The following is a 16,566-nucleotide window of genomic DNA, read 5'->3' as shown; positions in this document are numbered from 1 at the left end:
GGCTATTGTATAGATTAGTTTCAATAGCCTTTTTTTATTGCAAAAATCTTGTAAAACCTTCGGATATCAGGTTTTACCTCTTACTAAGGATAGGACCTTTCTACTATTGGAAAATAAGGGTTCTGTTAGAACGGCATAAATTGAAGGTGAACAGCTTTGGAACATATTTTAGGACAAGAATGGGAAATAACCCCTGCTGGAGGCGACACAGGAAAAGCTTTTATTGCAAAATTCGAAGATCAAAGGCTTTTTTTAAAGCGGAATTCTTCGCCGTTTCTTGCGGTATTATCTGCAGAGGGAATTGTCCCAAAGCTTGTTTGGACGAAACGGTTAGAAAACGGAGATGTCATAACAGCACAGCAATGGCTTGAAGGTCGTGAACTTAAACCGGCAGAAATGAACCAAGAGCATGTTGCCAAGTTATTAAAAAAGATTCATCGATCAGAACCAATGCTAGGAATGCTCAGCCGATTAGAAAAAACACCATTGAATCCCGAAGCATTCTTTCATGGAATCAGCGGATTGGATGAAGAAATCTTAGCGCTGCCAGATGTCATGAAAGCATTGAAGTTCTTAATATCTGAGAAAGATCATGTTTACAGTGACAATAAAGTGGTTTGTCATGGCGATGTTAACCATAACAACTGGCTGCTTACTGAAGACAACCAGTTGTATTTGATTGATTGGGATGGAGCGATGATCGCGGATCCAGCCATTGATTTAGGAATGCTTCTTTATTGGTACATTCCTGAAGAGAATTGGCAAGACTGGCTAAGCATGTATGGTGAAAAACTGACAAGCCATTTAAGATTAAGAATGAAATGGTACGTGACACTTCATACATTAACATCCATTCAATGGTATAAGAATAGACAGCGACTAGAAGAAATGAATAAATGGATCCATTTTTTAACAGGAATACTTTAGTTAGGAAAATTGACCAATGTCATTTACCCAATGAGACAGATTTTCCTGATTTGCTAAAATATGCTGATCCAAATCAGCCGTTTGTGCTCCTTTCTGGCTGTACTGGTAGATATCCTGAAGAATGTTTTTTACATTTTGGTCTATCTGAGTATTAACCATAAGGGACTTTACCAATCGTTCCAATTGTTCACATTCTGCTACAGACCCACAGCAATCTGTTTGATGATTGCTTAATATATCAGTCAGTAAAGTAACTTGATCATTATGACTTAACGGCATAACTGCACATCCTTTCAAGTGAAAATTGAAAAAGAATTCACAGTTAGGTTGTGGATTCTTTTTTTGTTTATACATGACCTTTCGAATGCCGAATAGACTTGCAAGGATCCGGATCAGCGTGATATGTTTTGAACAAAATCAAATTTAGGAGTGTCAGCATGAGACTTAGAAATAAACCTTGGGCACAGGAGAAAATTGATCAGAATTCCCAATATATTATTTCAACCCCCGAAAACTATAAAGGAAGATGGAACGAGGCATTTGAAAAAGTGCAGCCGCTCCATATTGAAGTGGGTACTGGGAAAGGCCGATTCATTACAGAAATGGCAAAGGCTAATCCGGAAATTAATTACATTGGAATCGAAGTGTACAAAAGTGTAATCATAGTCGCATTAGACCGGTTAATTGAAGCGAAATTACCAAACCTAAAACTACTTAATGTGAATGCAGTAGATTTACACAAATATTTTGCTAAGAATGATGTTTCCCGCGTATATTTGAATTTTTCCGATCCATGGCCAAAAACGCGTCATGAAAAAAGAAGATTGACTTATAAAGATTTTTTAAAACTTTATGAGGATATTATGGTAGATCGTGGAGAAATTCATTTTAAGACCGATAATCAAGGATTATTTGAATATTCACTCATGAGCTTTTCTGAATATGGATTATTATTAAAATATCTCAGCCTTGATCTTCATAAAAGCGGATTTGAAGGAAATATCATGACTGAATACGAAGAGAAATTCTCCGAAAGAGGAAATCGCATCTACCGATGTGAAGTACAATATCAGAAATAAAGGGTTGGACAGCTTTTTATCGGGGCTGTCCATTTTAGTTTTCCTAACCATTCACCCAAGTGTTAAACTGGAGAAAAGGGGGAAAAACGATGGAATCATTGAAGATTGGCAACGTGACTCTGACTTGGTTATCAGGAGGCGTTACGAATTTAGATGGCGGCGCCATGTTTGGAGTTGTTCCTAAACCGTTATGGTCAAAGAAATACCCTGTTAATGAGAAAAATCAAATTGAATTACCTACAGATCCCATTTTAATCCAGATGGACGAAAAAAATCTATTGGTTGAAACTGGGATTGGCCGTGGAAAGCTTTCGGAAAAGCAGTTAAGAAATTATGGTGTCACAAAGGAATCTGATCTTGGAACTTCATTGGAGAAGTTGGGCTTACGTTTAGAACAGATTGATTATGTCCTTATGACACACTTGCATTTTGATCATGCCTGCGGTTTGACTGAACTTTCGGAAGGAGATTATGTTTCCGTCTTCCCCAATGCCAAAATCATAACATCCAAGATCGAATGGGATGAAATGAGGAATCCGAATATCCGCTCTAAAAGTACATATTGGAGGGAAAATTGGGAAGCGATTGAATCTCAAGTCGAAACATTTGAAGAAAGCTGGTGTCTAGGTGCTATCAAAATGATTCATACTGGAGGCCATAGTAACGGACATGCCATTCTTATCATAGAAGATGGCGGGGAACTGGCTATTCATATGGCTGATTTGATGCCAACACATGCCCATCAGAATGTTCTTTGGGTAATGGCTTACGATGATTATCCAATGAGTTCAATTGCAGCAAAGGAAAAATGGATTTCCTATGCATTGGATCATCAAGCATGGTTTACTTTTTACCATGATACTTTTTATCGGGCTGTTAAATGGAGCCATGATGGGAAACAAATGATTGAAAAAATTATTAGGGAAAAATAAAAAAAGGCCGCATCTTTTATCTGATGCGGCTCATTTTTAGGATGCTGCTTCTGCCGACAAACGTTTGACCTCTAGAAGAGTACCTGTTGAAGCGTCGGCAATAAATTCGTATTGTTCATTTTCATCGTTATTGATCTTTGAAATACCTCCTCTGTAAACTCGATAAGTAATGTGCTGCTTTTCATACGGCTCTTCTTCCATATGTATCCATGAACCGGTGATTGGACCGCTTTGTTTGAATTGTTTTTTCACCTTTTCTAAAACTTTATCAGGTGTAACCTTTGTTGTACGGTTTATCATTTCGCAAACAGCATAACCTCCCAAAATCCCCGCTGTTGCACCGAGTATAAAAGACTTCCAGTTCATTGTTAGACCTCCCAAAATTAAGAAAATTGGAAAAGATTACATAATTTATTCTTTATTCAGTATATCTTATTTAGAGTGAAGAAGGTAATATTACAGATAGCAAAAATGAAATATTGGTAAGGGAGTCGAAACTTCTGTAAAATAAAATGTATACATACAGATTCAAAATAAATGTTAGGAGGGAAAAACAATGAACGAACAAACATTAAAACTGTTTGAAACGTTGACAGAATTGCCTGGCGCGCCTGGGAATGAACATCTAGTTCGTCAATTTATGAAAGAGCAGTTATCCAAATATGCAGAAGAAATTGTTCAGGATAAACTCGGTAGTATTTTTGGTGTAAAGAGAGGAAATGAGCAGGGTCCAACTGTGATGGTTGCTGGTCATATGGATGAAGTAGGATTTATGGTGACAGCAATTACTGAAAACGGAATGATTCGGTTTCAGCCCCTTGGGGGATGGTGGAGCCAAGTTCTACTTGCCCAGCGGGTGCAAATCATGACAAAAAATGGTCCGGTTATTGGTGTCATTGGATCCATTCCTCCTCATCTTTTAGATGAAGCAAAGAAGAATAAGCCAATGGAAATAAAAAATATGCTGATTGATGTTGGTGCCGATCACCGTGAAGATGCAGAAAAAATCGGGATCAGACCAGGTCAGTCAATATTGCCAATTTGCCCGTTTACTCCAATGGCAAATAAGAAAAAGATTTTAGCAAAAGCGTGGGATAATCGCTATGGCTGCGGTCTAGCGATCGAACTGTTGCAAGAACTGGAGAAGGAAACATTGCCGAATATTCTTTATTCCGGGGCAACCGTTCAAGAAGAAGTGGGTCTGCGCGGGGCTCAAACAGCCGCCAATATGATTAAACCTGACCTCTTTTTTGCCCTCGATGCCAGCCCGGCAAATGATATGAGTGGGGATAAAAACGAATTTGGGCAATTGGGGAAGGGAACATTGCTGCGAATTCTGGATAAATCGATGGTAACCCATCGCGGCATGAGAGAATTTGTATTAGATATGGCCGAAACACATAACATTCCGTATCAATATTTTGTGTCCCAAGGCGGAACAGATGCAGGCCGTGTCCATCTTTCAAATGAAGGAGTTCCTAGTGCTGTAATCGGTATATGCTCACGATATATTCATACACATGCTTCCGTTATTCATGTTGATGATTATGCTGCAGCTAAAGAGTTATTAGTTAAATTGGTAAAAACTTGTGATAAATCAACTGTAGAAACCATTAAATCAAGCAGTTAATGAACTGGAGGCATCGCTGCTAGCGGTATGCCTCCTCTTTACATATAATAAGGAGAGTCAATTATGAGGGTTATGATCGGATCCAAAAATCCTGCGAAAATTACCGCAGTGAGAAATTGTTTTTCCAATCAAGAGGCGGAGATCATTGCATTGGATATTCCATCAGGTGTAAGTGACCAGCCGTTTTCAGATGAGGAAACAATAAAAGGTGCCATAAATCGGGCGGTGGGAGCATTAAAGGCAGGCGGCCAAATTGGCATCGGTCTTGAAGGTGGTGTTCAAGAAACGAATAGCGGCTTGGTTATTTGTAACTGGGGGGCGCTTGCTTCTGAAAATATGAAGCCCATTATTGCAGGTGGAGCAAGATTCCTGCTACCGGAAGAAGTAGCGGTTAGACTGCGTGCTGGGGAAGAACTAGGCCCGGTCATGGATGATTATGCTAAAAAGCAAAATGTACGAAAACATGAAGGAGCAGTTGGTATTTTTACAAATGGGCTAGTAAACCGGGTTGACATGTTTACACATGTCATGAAGCTATTAGTAGGACAATATTTGTATGTTAAGGACCAAAATAATTGATGGACAGCAGGGGATTCTAATCTTGAATGTACATTGCATTTTGGTGGACTAAAATGCAAACATATTGATATGATCTGAAGTGAAAATGAGAAACACAGAGGCTATTGGAGGAGTTAAATAATGAAGCATTTAGAATCAATGGAGCAATTTGAAGAATTACGCAATAATGGAAAAACGATTTTTATGTTTTCGGCCAAATGGTGTGGAGATTGCCGATTCATTGAACCGGTTTTACCTGAAATCGAAGCCAAATTTACTGATTATACATTTATTCATGTGGATCGTGATCAATTTATTGATTTATGCCAGCAGCAAGATGTTTATGGCATTCCAAGCTTTATTGCTTTTGAAAATGGCAAGGAACTTGGCCGGTTCGTCAGCAAAGATCGTAAAACACAAGAAAAAATTGAATCGTTTATTACTGGATTGAAATAATTATCCATAAGCCTCTATTTCCAAGCATTGGAGAAGGAGGCTTTTATATTGTAAAATAGATAGATAAAAACTCCTTGAAGTACGGAGGGATGCAAATGAATAGCAATAAAATGAGGCGGGAATTGGAAACACGTCTGGCAGGAGATGACAGAGTATTTTCTTATGACCGTGAAAAAGAGCAGATGCGGATTGAAAGTAAGCATACGGGAAAAGGAATAACCGTTTCTTTATCCGGTGTTGTGGCCAAATGGCATATCGTAAAAGAAAAGGCGATAGAAGAAATTGTTTATTATGTGGAAGAGGGACTTCGGGCGATGGGAGAAACTCTCCAGCTAACCGATCATGAGAAAAGAATCTTCCCAGTCATTCGTTCAACCTCTTTCCCAAAAGAGGCAGAAGAGGGCATATCATTTCTTTATGATAACCACACGGCAGAGACAAGAATCTATTATGCGTTTGATATGGGGAAGACATACAGGTTAATTGATTCAAGGATCATCGAAAAAGAGGGATGGGACCCAAGTCGAATAAAGGAAATTGCGCTATTTAATGTTAGGTCTCTTTCCACACCATTAAAAGAAGACCAAGTTACCGGAAATATTTTTTATTTTCTTAATACAAATGACGGATATGATGCCAGTCGGATTTTAAATAAAGGATTTTTAAATGAAATGGAGAACCGGATTTCTGGGACAATGGTGCTTGCTGTACCGCATCAGGATGTGTTGATAATTGGAGATATTCGCAATGATCGAGGCTATGATGTATTAGCACAAATGACGATGAGCTTTTTTGCCGGGGGGCATGTTCCGATCACTGCTTTGTCGTTTCTATATGATGATGGGGAGTTAGAGCCAATTTTTATTCTCGGTAAAAACAAATAGGAATCGGATGTGGACCGCTTGAAAAGTGGTCCTTTTGTATGTAGAAATGGAAATAAGTCGATATTTCGACTTAATTCTTCAGAAATCTGTCGAAAAAATTATAATTACTGCTAAAATAGAATGATACGATGAAGGAAGAAAGAGTGATTTTTTTGAGTTGGCTCCAAAACTTTTTGCAAAAGTTAAAAAAGGAAGAAGAAGATGATTTTCAAAGCTATATACCAGATAAAGAAAAAACGGATAGCATTCCGATTCTTACTAAATATGAAAAATTAAAAGAATTAGATGCGAGGATTTCCTATCAGTATCCAAAGGGGGCAACATCACGACCTGAGATCCCCCAAAAAACTACTGAAGAATTCTTGTCTCGCAGAAGGAAAAAACGTATATCAGAAAAAATGAATCAACAGGAAATGTTAGAAACCCTTCCGATTTTACCGGAAACAAAAAAAGAGCAACCGAAGAGGTCGCGTATTCCATTTCACCCAACGGAAATACCATCTCCTGTACACGGCTTTCTACGGCCTGCAAAAACAAAAATCGTTGAGCATGAATTAAGTTGTTTCACCGAAGCTGAAATCACAGAACAAGAACTGAAACGTTTAAAACTTAAGAATGAAGTAACAGCCAAAACCACGCAAACAACAATGTCTGCTTTACAATCAGATGCTGTTATACAGAATAAAACGGAAAGACCTGAAACAATCATGAATGATTTGCCTTATACGGTTGTTTTACCGGAGAAAGAGGCAGTATCGCAAATAGGCTCGACAAGGTTAGAAATGAAAGAGAGTGTTACCATTCCGAAAGTGGAAGAAACATCTAAACATGTGGAGGAATCAATCACACAGGTTTCTGATGCAGAAGAAAGCAAAGAAGAGATGGGATCAGTATCGAAGCTGACTCACCAGGCTGCGGAAAACCCACATTCTTTAGATATTAAGGAGGATGTGCTTGTAAATCAACAACCCCCTCAAAGGTCACGTCGGACGCATTTGCCATTTAATGTCATGATGTTGAAACAGGATAGGCTGTCTTGGGAAGCACGCCAAAGAAAGCTTGAAGAGCCGAAACAGACGCAAGTAAACAGACTCGAACAACAACAAGAGCTGCAGAATGTGTCAAACACGGAAGAAATACAGAACGTGTATAGCACTGAAAGGCTGCAGAATGTGCCAAACACGGAAGAAATACAGAACGTGTATAGCACTGAAAGGCTGCAGAATGTGCCAAACACGGAAGAAATACAGAACGTGTATAGGACTGAAAGACTGCAGAATGTATCAAACACGGAAGAGCTACAGAACGTGTATAGGACTGAAAGACTGCAGAATGTGTCAAACACGGAAGAACTGCAGAACGTGTATAGCACTGAAAGGCTGCAGACCAATGAATTTGCAAGCAGTCAATCTCGGGAAGCCATGGATTTGATTCCGCAAACTAGTGATTCGAAGGGATTTCAATTTCCGGAAACAACACTTTTAAATCCGCCAGTATTGGAAGTAAAGGACACAGAGTGGATTTCCGGACAACAAGAACTATTGGGCCAGACATTGCAAAACTTTAATGTAGGGGCAAAGGTCGTTCATGTCACACAGGGCCCTTCTGTAACAAGGTTTGAGGTACAGCCTGACCCAGGAGTAAAGGTCAACAAAATTACCAATTTAAGCGATGATATAAAATTAAGCCTTGCGGCAAGGGATATTCGGATTGAAGCGCCAATCCCGGGAAAACATACGATTGGCATTGAGGTTCCGAATCAGAGTTCAAGACCAGTAAAAATAAGCGAAATCATACAAAGTCAGGTTTTTCAAACTTCCGTTTCCCCATTAACAGCCGTGTTGGGCTTGGATATCGAAGGAAATCCGATTGTGACGGACTTAAAGAAAATGCCGCACGGGTTAATTGCCGGTGCAACAGGCTCTGGAAAAAGTGTATGTATCAATTCCATTTTGGTCAGTTTGTTATATAAAGCAAGTCCCGAAGAGTTAAAACTGCTTCTGATTGATCCGAAAATGGTCGAACTTGCTCCTTACAATCGAATCCCTCACTTAGTCAGTCCAGTTATTACCGATGTAAAGGCGGCAACGGCTGCATTAAAATGGGCTGTTGAGGAAATGGAACGGCGCTATGAGCTTTTTGCCCATGCTGGTGTCCGTGATATTAATCGTTTTAATGACTTGGCGATGGAGCACAAAAGGTATGCAGATAAGTTGCCATTAATAGTGATCATTATTGATGAGCTGGCTGATTTAATGATGATGTCTCCGGCAGATGTAGAAGAGGCGATTTGCCGCATTGCCCAAAAAGCAAGAGCATGCGGCATACACCTTATTTTGGCTACGCAAAGACCTTCAGTTGATGTTATTACAGGGTTAATTAAAGCCAATATTCCAACACGGATTGCCTTTTCGGTTTCTTCCCAGATAGATTCTCGCACAATTATCGATATTAGCGGTGCCGAGAAATTATTGGGCCGAGGAGATATGCTGTTTTTAGAAAATGGCTCATCAAAACCAGTCCGTCTGCAAGGAACTTTTGTAACAGATGAGGAAATTGATTTAGTAGTAAACCATGTAAGAGCCCAGCAGGAGCCAAATTATTTGTTTGAACAAGAAGAGCTTTTGAAAAAGGCCCAAGTGACGGAAGGGGAAGATGAATTATTCTATGAAGCCTGCGAGTTTATTATCGACCAAGGCGGTGCTTCCACTTCAAGCCTTCAGCGCAGATTTAAAATTGGCTATAATCGTGCTGCACGATTAATGGATATGCTTGAGCAAAACGGATATATCACAGGAGCAAATGGGAGTAAGCCCCGTGAGGTATTAATAACCGAAGAAGAATTAGAAGCAATCCATGATTCCATGACATTGGGATAATTCAAAAGTATGGTTTGAAAGTATCAACAAATAATATGTAAAGAATAATTAGAACGGTCTAAAAAAAGTGAAAAATAGTTTTTATACCAGAACAATGGTATAATAATGAAATGGTTTTTACTTAATGATTTACAAACATGTATTTTAAGTATTAAACATTGTGTGCGATCTTTATCGTTAGCAAATAAAGACAGATGTCATATACTGTTTTACAGATAGACGTTGGTTGGAGGTTCTTCTATGACTATTTACCATTTTGTAGGTATTAAGGGGTCTGGAATGAGTGCACTTGCACAAGTTCTGCATGATATGAAATTTCAAGTTCAGGGATCCGATGTCGAAAAGCGCTTTTTTACTCAGATTGCCCTAGAGCAATCAGGGATTACAATTCTTCCGTTTCAGAAGGAAAATATTAAGCCGGGGATGACAATCATAGCAGGAAATGCTTTCCCTGATACCCATGAGGAAATTCAAGAGGCGATGAAGCTCGGACTGCCTATTGTACGTTATCACCGTTTTTTAGGCGATTTTATGCAAAATTTCACAAGCATTGCAGTTACTGGTGCACATGGAAAAACATCTACGACTGGTTTGCTGGCCCATGTGATTTCAGGCGCGAAACCGACTTCATTTCTAATTGGTGATGGTACCGGTAAGGGTGAAGAGGGGGCAGAATACTTTGTATTTGAGGCCTGTGAATATAGACGCCATTTCTTATCCTATTTTCCAGACTATGCGATCATGACCAACATTGATTTTGATCATCCTGATTATTTTGCTAATATAGATGATGTTTTCTCTGCTTTTCAAGAGATGGCATTGCAAGTTAAGAAAGGAATTTTTGCTTGCGGCGACGATGAGCAGCTGCAGAAAATTCAAGCAAAGGTTCCAGTTCTTTTTTACGGATTCGGTGAGGAAAATGACTATCAGGCAAAAAATGTGGTGAAAACAACACATGGAACAAGCTTTGATGTCTTTATTCGCAATAATTTCTATAATACGTTCTCTATTCCAACATTTGGAGACCATAATGTATTAAATGCTTTAGCTGTCATTGGTTTATGCCATTACGAAGAAATAGATGTTGAAGTTGTTAAGAATAGGCTGACCACTTTCCAAGGTGTAAAAAGAAGATTTTCTGAGAAAAAACTTGGGGAACAAATCTTAATTGATGATTATGCACATCACCCGACTGAAATTAGGGCGACTATTGATGCAGCTAAGCAAAAATATCCAGAACGTGAAATTGTGGCTGTATTCCAGCCGCACACTTTCTCGCGCACGCAAGCCTTTTTGGAGGATTTTGCTGCTAGTCTGCGTCTTGCCGATAAGGCATATTTATGTGAAATTTTCGGCTCAGCCCGTGAGAAGAATGGTAAGCTGTCCATCCATGATTTGCAGGATAGAGTGGAAGGCTCTGAAATAATTTCGGAAGAAGATACTTCCATTCTAAAAAAGCATGAAAATAGTGTCATTTTGTTTATGGGAGCCGGAGATATTCAGAAATATCAGGAATCATATGAAAAACAATTAGTCTAAATTGAAAAATCGGAGGTCCGACAGGAGACCTCCGATTTTTATTTAGCCGATAGGAAAGTCATAAGGGCAACTACGCCTTTATCTTCGCTCTGCCAAGCTCGCCAGTCGGTGAGTTTTCTTTATTTGGCTTAGTTAAAGCACAAACTGAACACTTCTGCTAGTAAATTGGAGAGGAGATGACCAACAAGCCTTTTATTTTAAGTGATCAGGGTTTAGTTTTTCTAATTCCGGGATTACGAACAATCCATTTTTACGGATTAACACGTCATCAAAATAAATTTCACCGCCGCCATATTCAGGGCGCTGAATATTAACCATATCCCAATGAATATTGGAATGGTTTCCATTAAAGGCATCGTCATAGCATTGGCCAGGTGTGAAATGAAAGCTGCCAGCAATTTTTTCATCAAATAAGATGTCCTGCATTGGATGGAGTATAAAAGGATTTACGCCAATCGCGAATTCTCCGACATACCTTGCCCCTTCATCCGTATCAAATATTTTATTAATACGCTCTGTGTCGTTTGCTTCTGCCTCTACAATTTTTCCATCCTTAAATGTCAATTTTACATTTTCAAATGTGAAGCCCTGATAGGGGGATGGTGTATTATAGGTAATAGTTCCGTTTACGGAGTTACGTACAGGAGCTGTGTAAACCTCACCGTCAGGAATATTCAGTTTTCCGGCACACTTGATCGCTGGAATGTCTTTGATGGAGAAGTTCAAGTCTGTCCCTGGTCCTGTTAGGCGGACTTTATCCGTCCGATTCATCAAATCGACAAGACTATCCATCGCTTTATCCATTTTTCCATAGTCTAGGTTGCAGACCGTAAAGTAAAAATCTTCAAAGGCTTCAGTGCTCATTTTTGCTAATTGGGCCATCGATGGAGTAGGATATCTTAAGACAACCCATTTCGTTTTAGGAACACGGATATCGCGATGCACTTTTTTGCCGATTGTATTGCCATGAATTTTCATTTTATCGTCTGGAACATCTGCATGCTCATTGATGTTATTGCCGGAACGTAGTCCTATGTATCCATCCATTTTACTCATGACATTGGCTTCAAAGTCCGCCATCATATTAAATTGCTCTTCTTGTGCTCCCATCATAAGCACACGGTCTATTTGATGGTCCTTTAACAGGACAAATGGATATCCTCCTGCTTCATATGCTTCCTTTACAAGTGCTGAAACAAGTTCACGCTGCAGCCCGAAATTCTCTATTAATACTTTTTCTCCTTTTTGTAACTCAACCGAATAATGAATTAAATTTTTTGCAAGCTTTTCTATACGCGGGTCTTTCATTTAAGTACACCTCCAGAAAATTGTCATGTTATACATTCCTATTGTACCCGAAGAAAGCAGAATAATTGAAATGACAGGTCTTCGTAAAAATTTTAAGCATATGGCAGGAAAACGGGACAAATAAATGGAAGTATTATAAGATAAGTGAGCGAGGTTTATATCCAAGTTACTTGGGTAATACATAATGATAGTTGATGCGGAGGGTTTTACATAATGCAAATCATTTTATACTTAAGTGTGGCGCTAATCGCTGTAGCGTTTCTCATACTTGTCATTTATCTGTCATCTACACTGAAATCACTCCAAGTGACGCTGACGAGGGTTTCAGATACTTTAAAAGGGCTTGAGAAGCAGTTGGAGGGAGTAACGAGCGAGACCACTTTATTGTTGCAAAAAACCAACTCCCTTGCGGAAGATTTTCAGGAAAAATCAGAGAGTTTAAATAGTGTGGTAGAAGCTGTGAGAAGTGTGGGAACAACCGTAAGTCAATTTAACGGAACGCTGCAGACCATTTCTAATTCGGTTCAACATACCGTGGAGGACAATAAAGAAAAAATCTCCCAAATCGTTCAGTGGAGCAATGTCGTCATGGAATTAAAGGATAAATGGCAGGCAAGAAAGCAAGCCAAAAGCGAAACCAAAGTGACCGATCAAGAGAAGATGAAAGTTAGAGGCCACTAAATAAACAAGGAGGTAATATAAAATGGCCAATAGGGAAAATGAAAAACAAGAAATATATCAAAGCAGCCATGAAGAAACATCCAATAGTTTTCTGCTGGGAGCAATAATCGGCGGAGTTGTAGGGGCCGTAACTGCATTGCTATTGGCACCTAAACCTGGAAATGAACTGCGCCGGTCATTAAGTAGTCAGGCAGGCACGATTTTTGAGAAAACAGAGCAAGTTCGGGATAACGTCCGAGTAAAAAGCAATAATCTTGTTTCGAAAACGGCTGATATTTCTCAAGGAATTGTCCTGCAATCAACAGGTTTAATTAATAAGGTGAAAGGCAAGGCTGTAAATCAGAATGACCCTATAATAGAACAAGATTCAGGCTATATTTCCATCGCCAGCCCTAAAAAGCCATCCTCGATAAAAACAGCATTAAAAGGAACGCTTGATGGGGAAGAAATACGAAAAAAATTAGAAGAAGCTCAAAAAGCTTTTGAAGAAGAAGAACAGAAAGTCAAATAGTAAATACCTTATACATTTAAAATCAGTATATTTGTTATAGTTGCGGTGAAGTGATAAAATTACTTCACCGTTTACAATTTATTGGAGGTTATTTTCCATGTTAAAAAAAATCGAAACATCCGAACAATTTGCTGAACTAGTGAATAATGAAAAGTCATTCTTTCTGTTAAAACACAGTTTAACATGTCCAATCAGTCAGGCAGCCTTTAATGAATATGAAAAGTTCTCAACCGAGAATAAGGTAGTAGACACCTATTACTTGGCTGTGCAAGATGCAAGACCATTATCGAATGAGATTGCAGAAAAGTTTCAAATTAAACATGAGTCTCCACAAGCTATTTTGTTTGCGAATGGCGAGGCAAAATGGAATGCTTCCCATTGGAAAATAACAAATAGCTCGTTGGAAAATGCGCTGAAAGAAAACGCATAAGCAAGAAAAGAAGCTGATTGATCTTAGCCCTATCAAAAAATTCCGTAAACATGCACACTTTCGAGAAAGGGAGAATATAGTACTATATTATACCTGAATATTCTTTAACGCTTAAAAGCGTTTAATTAATAAAGAAAAAAGGGATGACAAAGAAATATATTTCCGCTATAATAAAGCCTAATTATAAAAGTGTTACAAAAATTTAAAATTTTAAGTTTGCAGTCAGTTTTTTTCACCAAATGGGAACAAAACTGATTGGCAATGAAAGGGCAGGGACGATTGATGGGCAATAATGAATTAGAACAATTAAGATCAAGAATTGACGAAGTGAATTTGGAATTATTAAGATTGATTAATGAAAGAGCTAGACTCGTCCAAGAAGCAGGACGGGCAAAGGAAAATCAGGGTGTTTACAGATTCGATCCTGTCCGCGAGCGAAGCATGCTTGATAAGATTAAGGAAAATAACGATGGTCCATTTGACAGTGCTACCATTGATCATATTTTTAAGGAAATTTTCAAAGCTGGGCTTGATCTGCAAAAAGATGATCACAAAAAGGCGCTGCTAGTTTCCAGAAAGAAGAAACCGGAAGATACGATTGTCACATTAAAAGGTGAAAATGTCGGAGATGGAAAACCGCATTTTGTCTTCGGTCCATGCTCGGTTGAATCTTATGAGCAAGTAGCTGCAGTTGCCAAATCGATGAAAGAAAAAGGTTTGAAACTACTTCGCGGTGGAGCTTACAAACCAAGAACATCTCCTTACGATTTCCAAGGCTTAGGGGTTGATGGACTGAAGATCTTAAAGCGAGTGGCAGTTGAATACGATATGGCAGTAATCAGCGAGATCGTAAACCCTGCAGATATCGAATTGGCACTGGATTACATAGATGTGATCCAAATTGGTGCCAGAAACATGCAAAACTTTGAATTACTAAAGGCAGCTGGTGCTGTTAACAAACCTGTACTCTTAAAAAGAGGATTAGCAGCCACTATTGAAGAATTTATCAATGCTGCTGAATATATCATGGCTCAAGGTAACGGACAAATCATCCTATGCGAGCGCGGTATCAGAACATATGAAAAAGCGACAAGAAACACGCTTGATATTTCTGCAGTGCCAATCCTGAAACAAGAAACGCATTTACCTGTCATGGTCGATGTTACGCATTCTACAGGAAGAAGAGACTTATTGCTTCCATGTGCGAAGGCGGCGATTGCTATTGGCGCAGATGGTGTGATGGCAGAAGTTCATCCAGATCCTGCAGTAGCCTTATCTGATTCACAGCAGCAAATGGATATTCCGCAATTTGACAAATTCTACAATGAGTTGCTAGCATCAAATTTCGTTCGAGTATAAAAATAATGTCGGAAAAGCCTTCTGCACATTTTCAGCAGAAGGCTTTTTTGCTATTATTAGAAGGAAACGAAAAATGGAGATTGCGGCTTTAAAAATCTTGTCGTATCATTAAATACATATTTCATTTGTATATTTTCTCACATAAAGAAAAAGTATCATTAAGTGTGATGGGAATCATGACTAGAAATTTACTGACTGCAGTAAAATAAAGAAAAGTGTTCGTTTAGGAGAGTGTGTGAAGTGAATAACATAACAATTTATGATGTTGCCCGTGAAGCAAATGTTTCCATGGCAACTGTGTCCCGTGTAGTAAACGGGAATCCCAATGTAAAGCCGGTTACTCGGAAAAAAGTATTAGAAGTAATTGAAAGATTAGGCTATCGTCCAAATGCAGTGGCAAGGGGATTAGCAAGTAAAAAAACCACCACTGTTGGCGTTATTATTCCTGATATATCAAACATCTTTTTTGCTGAATTGGCCCGCGGGATTGAAGATATTGCCACCATGTATAAATACAACATCATTTTAAGCAATTCGGACCAAAACAAAGAAAAGGAATTACATTTGCTTAATACGATGCTTGGAAAACAAGTGGACGGAATTGTCTTCATGAGCGGTCATGTTACACCTGAACATGTGGAGGAATTTGAAAAATCTCCGGTCCCAATTGTCTTGGCAGGATCGATCGAAGAAGCAGAAAAAATTCCTTCCGTTAATATCGACTATGAGCAAGCAACTTATGACTCGGTAACAGAGTTTATCCAAAGAGGACATAAACATATTGCTCTTATTATCGGCCCGCTTTACGAGCCAGATATTTCGTCCAAGAAGTTAGCCGGCTACAAACGGGCATTAGCAGATGCGAATATTCCTGTTAATGAGGAATTAATCGTTGAAGGAGACTATACGTATGATTCAGGTCTTGAGGCATTTGATAAAATCCTTGAGGCTTCCGTAAAGCCAACTGCGATTTTCGTTGGTGCAGATGAAGCCGCACTTGGTGTTGTTCATGGAGCAGAGGATAAAGGCTACAAAATTCCTGAAGACTTTGAAGTGATAACCTCAGACAATACCAGATTGTCTCTAATGGTCCGTCCCCAACTTACAACTGTTATACAGCCATTATATGATATCGGTGCAGTGGCCATGCGTTTGCTTACTAAGTTAATGAATAAAGAAAAAGTTAGCGATCATATTGTGGTTCTGCCGCACCGGATTGAACATCGCAATTCGACAAAAGCTTAATAAATAAACCGGCCACTGGCCGGTTTTATGTTTTTATAAATGGGCTCTGTGATTATTCACTGTTGATTTTCGTATAGGTAAGAGTTCATAATCGGAGAATTACCGGCTAATGTATCTAGATGAAGTTTAAGAAGCGGATATAAGCGAA

Annotated in this window: 17 protein-coding genes; 14 read left to right on the top strand and 3 right to left on the bottom strand. The window is 39.0% G+C overall.

Annotated features, from left to right (window positions below):
* The first annotated feature begins 156 nt into the window (after positions 1–156).
* Positions 157–927 carry a phosphotransferase family protein gene (locus tag HPT25_RS01375; RefSeq protein ID WP_173058932.1) on the top strand — a complete coding sequence of 257 codons (771 nt, stop codon included), beginning with the start codon at positions 157–159 and terminating at the stop codon, positions 925–927.
* Here the strand turns inward: HPT25_RS01375 and HPT25_RS01370 are convergent, their stop codons facing one another.
* On the bottom strand, positions 928–1,206 hold the full coding sequence (locus HPT25_RS01370; protein WP_173058930.1) for a YtzH-like family protein: 279 nt from the start codon (positions 1,204–1,206) through the stop codon (positions 928–930). It lies immediately after the preceding gene.
* A 158-nt stretch (positions 1,207–1,364) separates the two neighbouring features.
* Between HPT25_RS01370 and trmB the strand changes: the two genes are divergently transcribed.
* Both trmB and HPT25_RS01360 read left to right on the top strand, forming a co-directional pair.
* Positions 1,365–2,006, top strand: coding sequence for a tRNA (guanosine(46)-N7)-methyltransferase TrmB (trmB, locus tag HPT25_RS01365; protein ID WP_173058928.1), 642 nt, complete (start codon positions 1,365–1,367; stop codon positions 2,004–2,006).
* A gap of 89 nt (positions 2,007–2,095) precedes the next feature.
* The gene (locus HPT25_RS01360) at positions 2,096–2,938 is read left to right on the top strand and encodes a YtnP family quorum-quenching lactonase (RefSeq protein ID WP_173058926.1); all 843 of its coding nucleotides are present in this window, start codon (positions 2,096–2,098) and stop codon (positions 2,936–2,938) included.
* A 36-nt stretch (positions 2,939–2,974) separates the two neighbouring features.
* Here the strand turns inward: HPT25_RS01360 and HPT25_RS01355 are convergent, their stop codons facing one another.
* Positions 2,975–3,304, bottom strand: coding sequence for a PepSY domain-containing protein (locus HPT25_RS01355; RefSeq protein ID WP_173058924.1), 330 nt, complete (start codon positions 3,302–3,304; stop codon positions 2,975–2,977).
* A 190-nt stretch (positions 3,305–3,494) separates the two neighbouring features.
* On the opposite strand from HPT25_RS01355, the gene HPT25_RS01350 reads away from it, so the two are divergent.
* The 6 genes from HPT25_RS01350 to murC all read left to right on the top strand — a co-directional run bounded on the left by HPT25_RS01350 (position 3,495) and on the right by murC (position 10,884).
* Complete coding sequence (locus HPT25_RS01350) at positions 3,495–4,568, top strand: M42 family metallopeptidase (protein WP_173058922.1); 1,074 nt, start codon at positions 3,495–3,497, stop codon at positions 4,566–4,568.
* 63 nt (positions 4,569–4,631) lie between these two features.
* Positions 4,632–5,147 carry a DUF84 family protein gene (locus HPT25_RS01345; RefSeq protein ID WP_173058919.1) on the top strand — a complete coding sequence of 172 codons (516 nt, stop codon included), beginning with the start codon at positions 4,632–4,634 and terminating at the stop codon, positions 5,145–5,147.
* Between the two features lie 120 nt (positions 5,148–5,267).
* Positions 5,268–5,582, top strand: a complete 315-nt coding sequence (locus HPT25_RS01340; protein ID WP_173058917.1) for a thioredoxin family protein — start codon at positions 5,268–5,270, stop codon at positions 5,580–5,582.
* Positions 5,583–5,671: 89 nt separating this feature from the next.
* Entirely contained in the window at positions 5,672–6,466 is a 795-nt protein-coding gene (locus tag HPT25_RS01335) for a DUF1444 domain-containing protein (RefSeq protein WP_173058915.1), read from the top strand.
* Between the two features lie 128 nt (positions 6,467–6,594).
* Complete coding sequence (locus tag HPT25_RS01330) at positions 6,595–9,345, top strand: DNA translocase FtsK (RefSeq protein ID WP_173058913.1); 2,751 nt, start codon at positions 6,595–6,597, stop codon at positions 9,343–9,345.
* A 240-nt stretch (positions 9,346–9,585) separates the two neighbouring features.
* The gene (murC, locus tag HPT25_RS01325) at positions 9,586–10,884 is read left to right on the top strand and encodes a UDP-N-acetylmuramate--L-alanine ligase (RefSeq protein WP_173058911.1); all 1,299 of its coding nucleotides are present in this window, start codon (positions 9,586–9,588) and stop codon (positions 10,882–10,884) included.
* A gap of 192 nt (positions 10,885–11,076) precedes the next feature.
* Here murC and HPT25_RS01320 read toward each other — a convergent pair whose 3' ends face one another.
* A complete protein-coding gene (locus HPT25_RS01320; protein WP_173058909.1) occupies positions 11,077–12,192 on the bottom strand; it encodes an aminopeptidase in 1,116 nt (371 codons plus the stop codon).
* 213 nt (positions 12,193–12,405) lie between these two features.
* Here HPT25_RS01320 and HPT25_RS01315 point away from each other — a divergent pair, with 213 nt between their 5' ends.
* The 5 genes from HPT25_RS01315 (at position 12,406) to ccpA (ending at position 16,418) form a co-directional block, all read left to right on the top strand.
* Positions 12,406–12,873, top strand: coding sequence for a DUF948 domain-containing protein (locus tag HPT25_RS01315; RefSeq protein ID WP_173058907.1), 468 nt, complete (start codon positions 12,406–12,408; stop codon positions 12,871–12,873).
* Positions 12,874–12,895: 22 nt separating this feature from the next.
* Positions 12,896–13,384 carry a YtxH domain-containing protein gene (locus HPT25_RS01310; protein WP_173058904.1) on the top strand — a complete coding sequence of 163 codons (489 nt, stop codon included), beginning with the start codon at positions 12,896–12,898 and terminating at the stop codon, positions 13,382–13,384.
* A 97-nt stretch (positions 13,385–13,481) separates the two neighbouring features.
* Positions 13,482–13,814 (top strand): bacillithiol system redox-active protein YtxJ, encoded by a 333-nt coding sequence (gene ytxJ, locus HPT25_RS01305; RefSeq protein ID WP_173058901.1) that lies wholly within the window; start codon positions 13,482–13,484, stop codon positions 13,812–13,814.
* A gap of 282 nt (positions 13,815–14,096) precedes the next feature.
* Entirely contained in the window at positions 14,097–15,173 is a 1,077-nt protein-coding gene (locus HPT25_RS01300) for a bifunctional 3-deoxy-7-phosphoheptulonate synthase/chorismate mutase (RefSeq protein WP_173058898.1), read from the top strand.
* 240 nt (positions 15,174–15,413) lie between these two features.
* Complete coding sequence (gene ccpA, locus HPT25_RS01295) at positions 15,414–16,418, top strand: catabolite control protein A (protein WP_312857254.1); 1,005 nt, start codon at positions 15,414–15,416, stop codon at positions 16,416–16,418.
* Positions 16,419–16,566: the final 148 nt, after the last annotated feature.

Source organism: Neobacillus endophyticus (assembly GCF_013248975.1).
GTDB classification, from domain to species: domain Bacteria; phylum Bacillota; class Bacilli; order Bacillales; family Cytobacillaceae; genus Neobacillus; species Neobacillus endophyticus.
The sequence above is the reverse complement of the archived record's forward strand: the minus strand, read 5'-3'. Positions and strand labels throughout refer to the sequence as shown.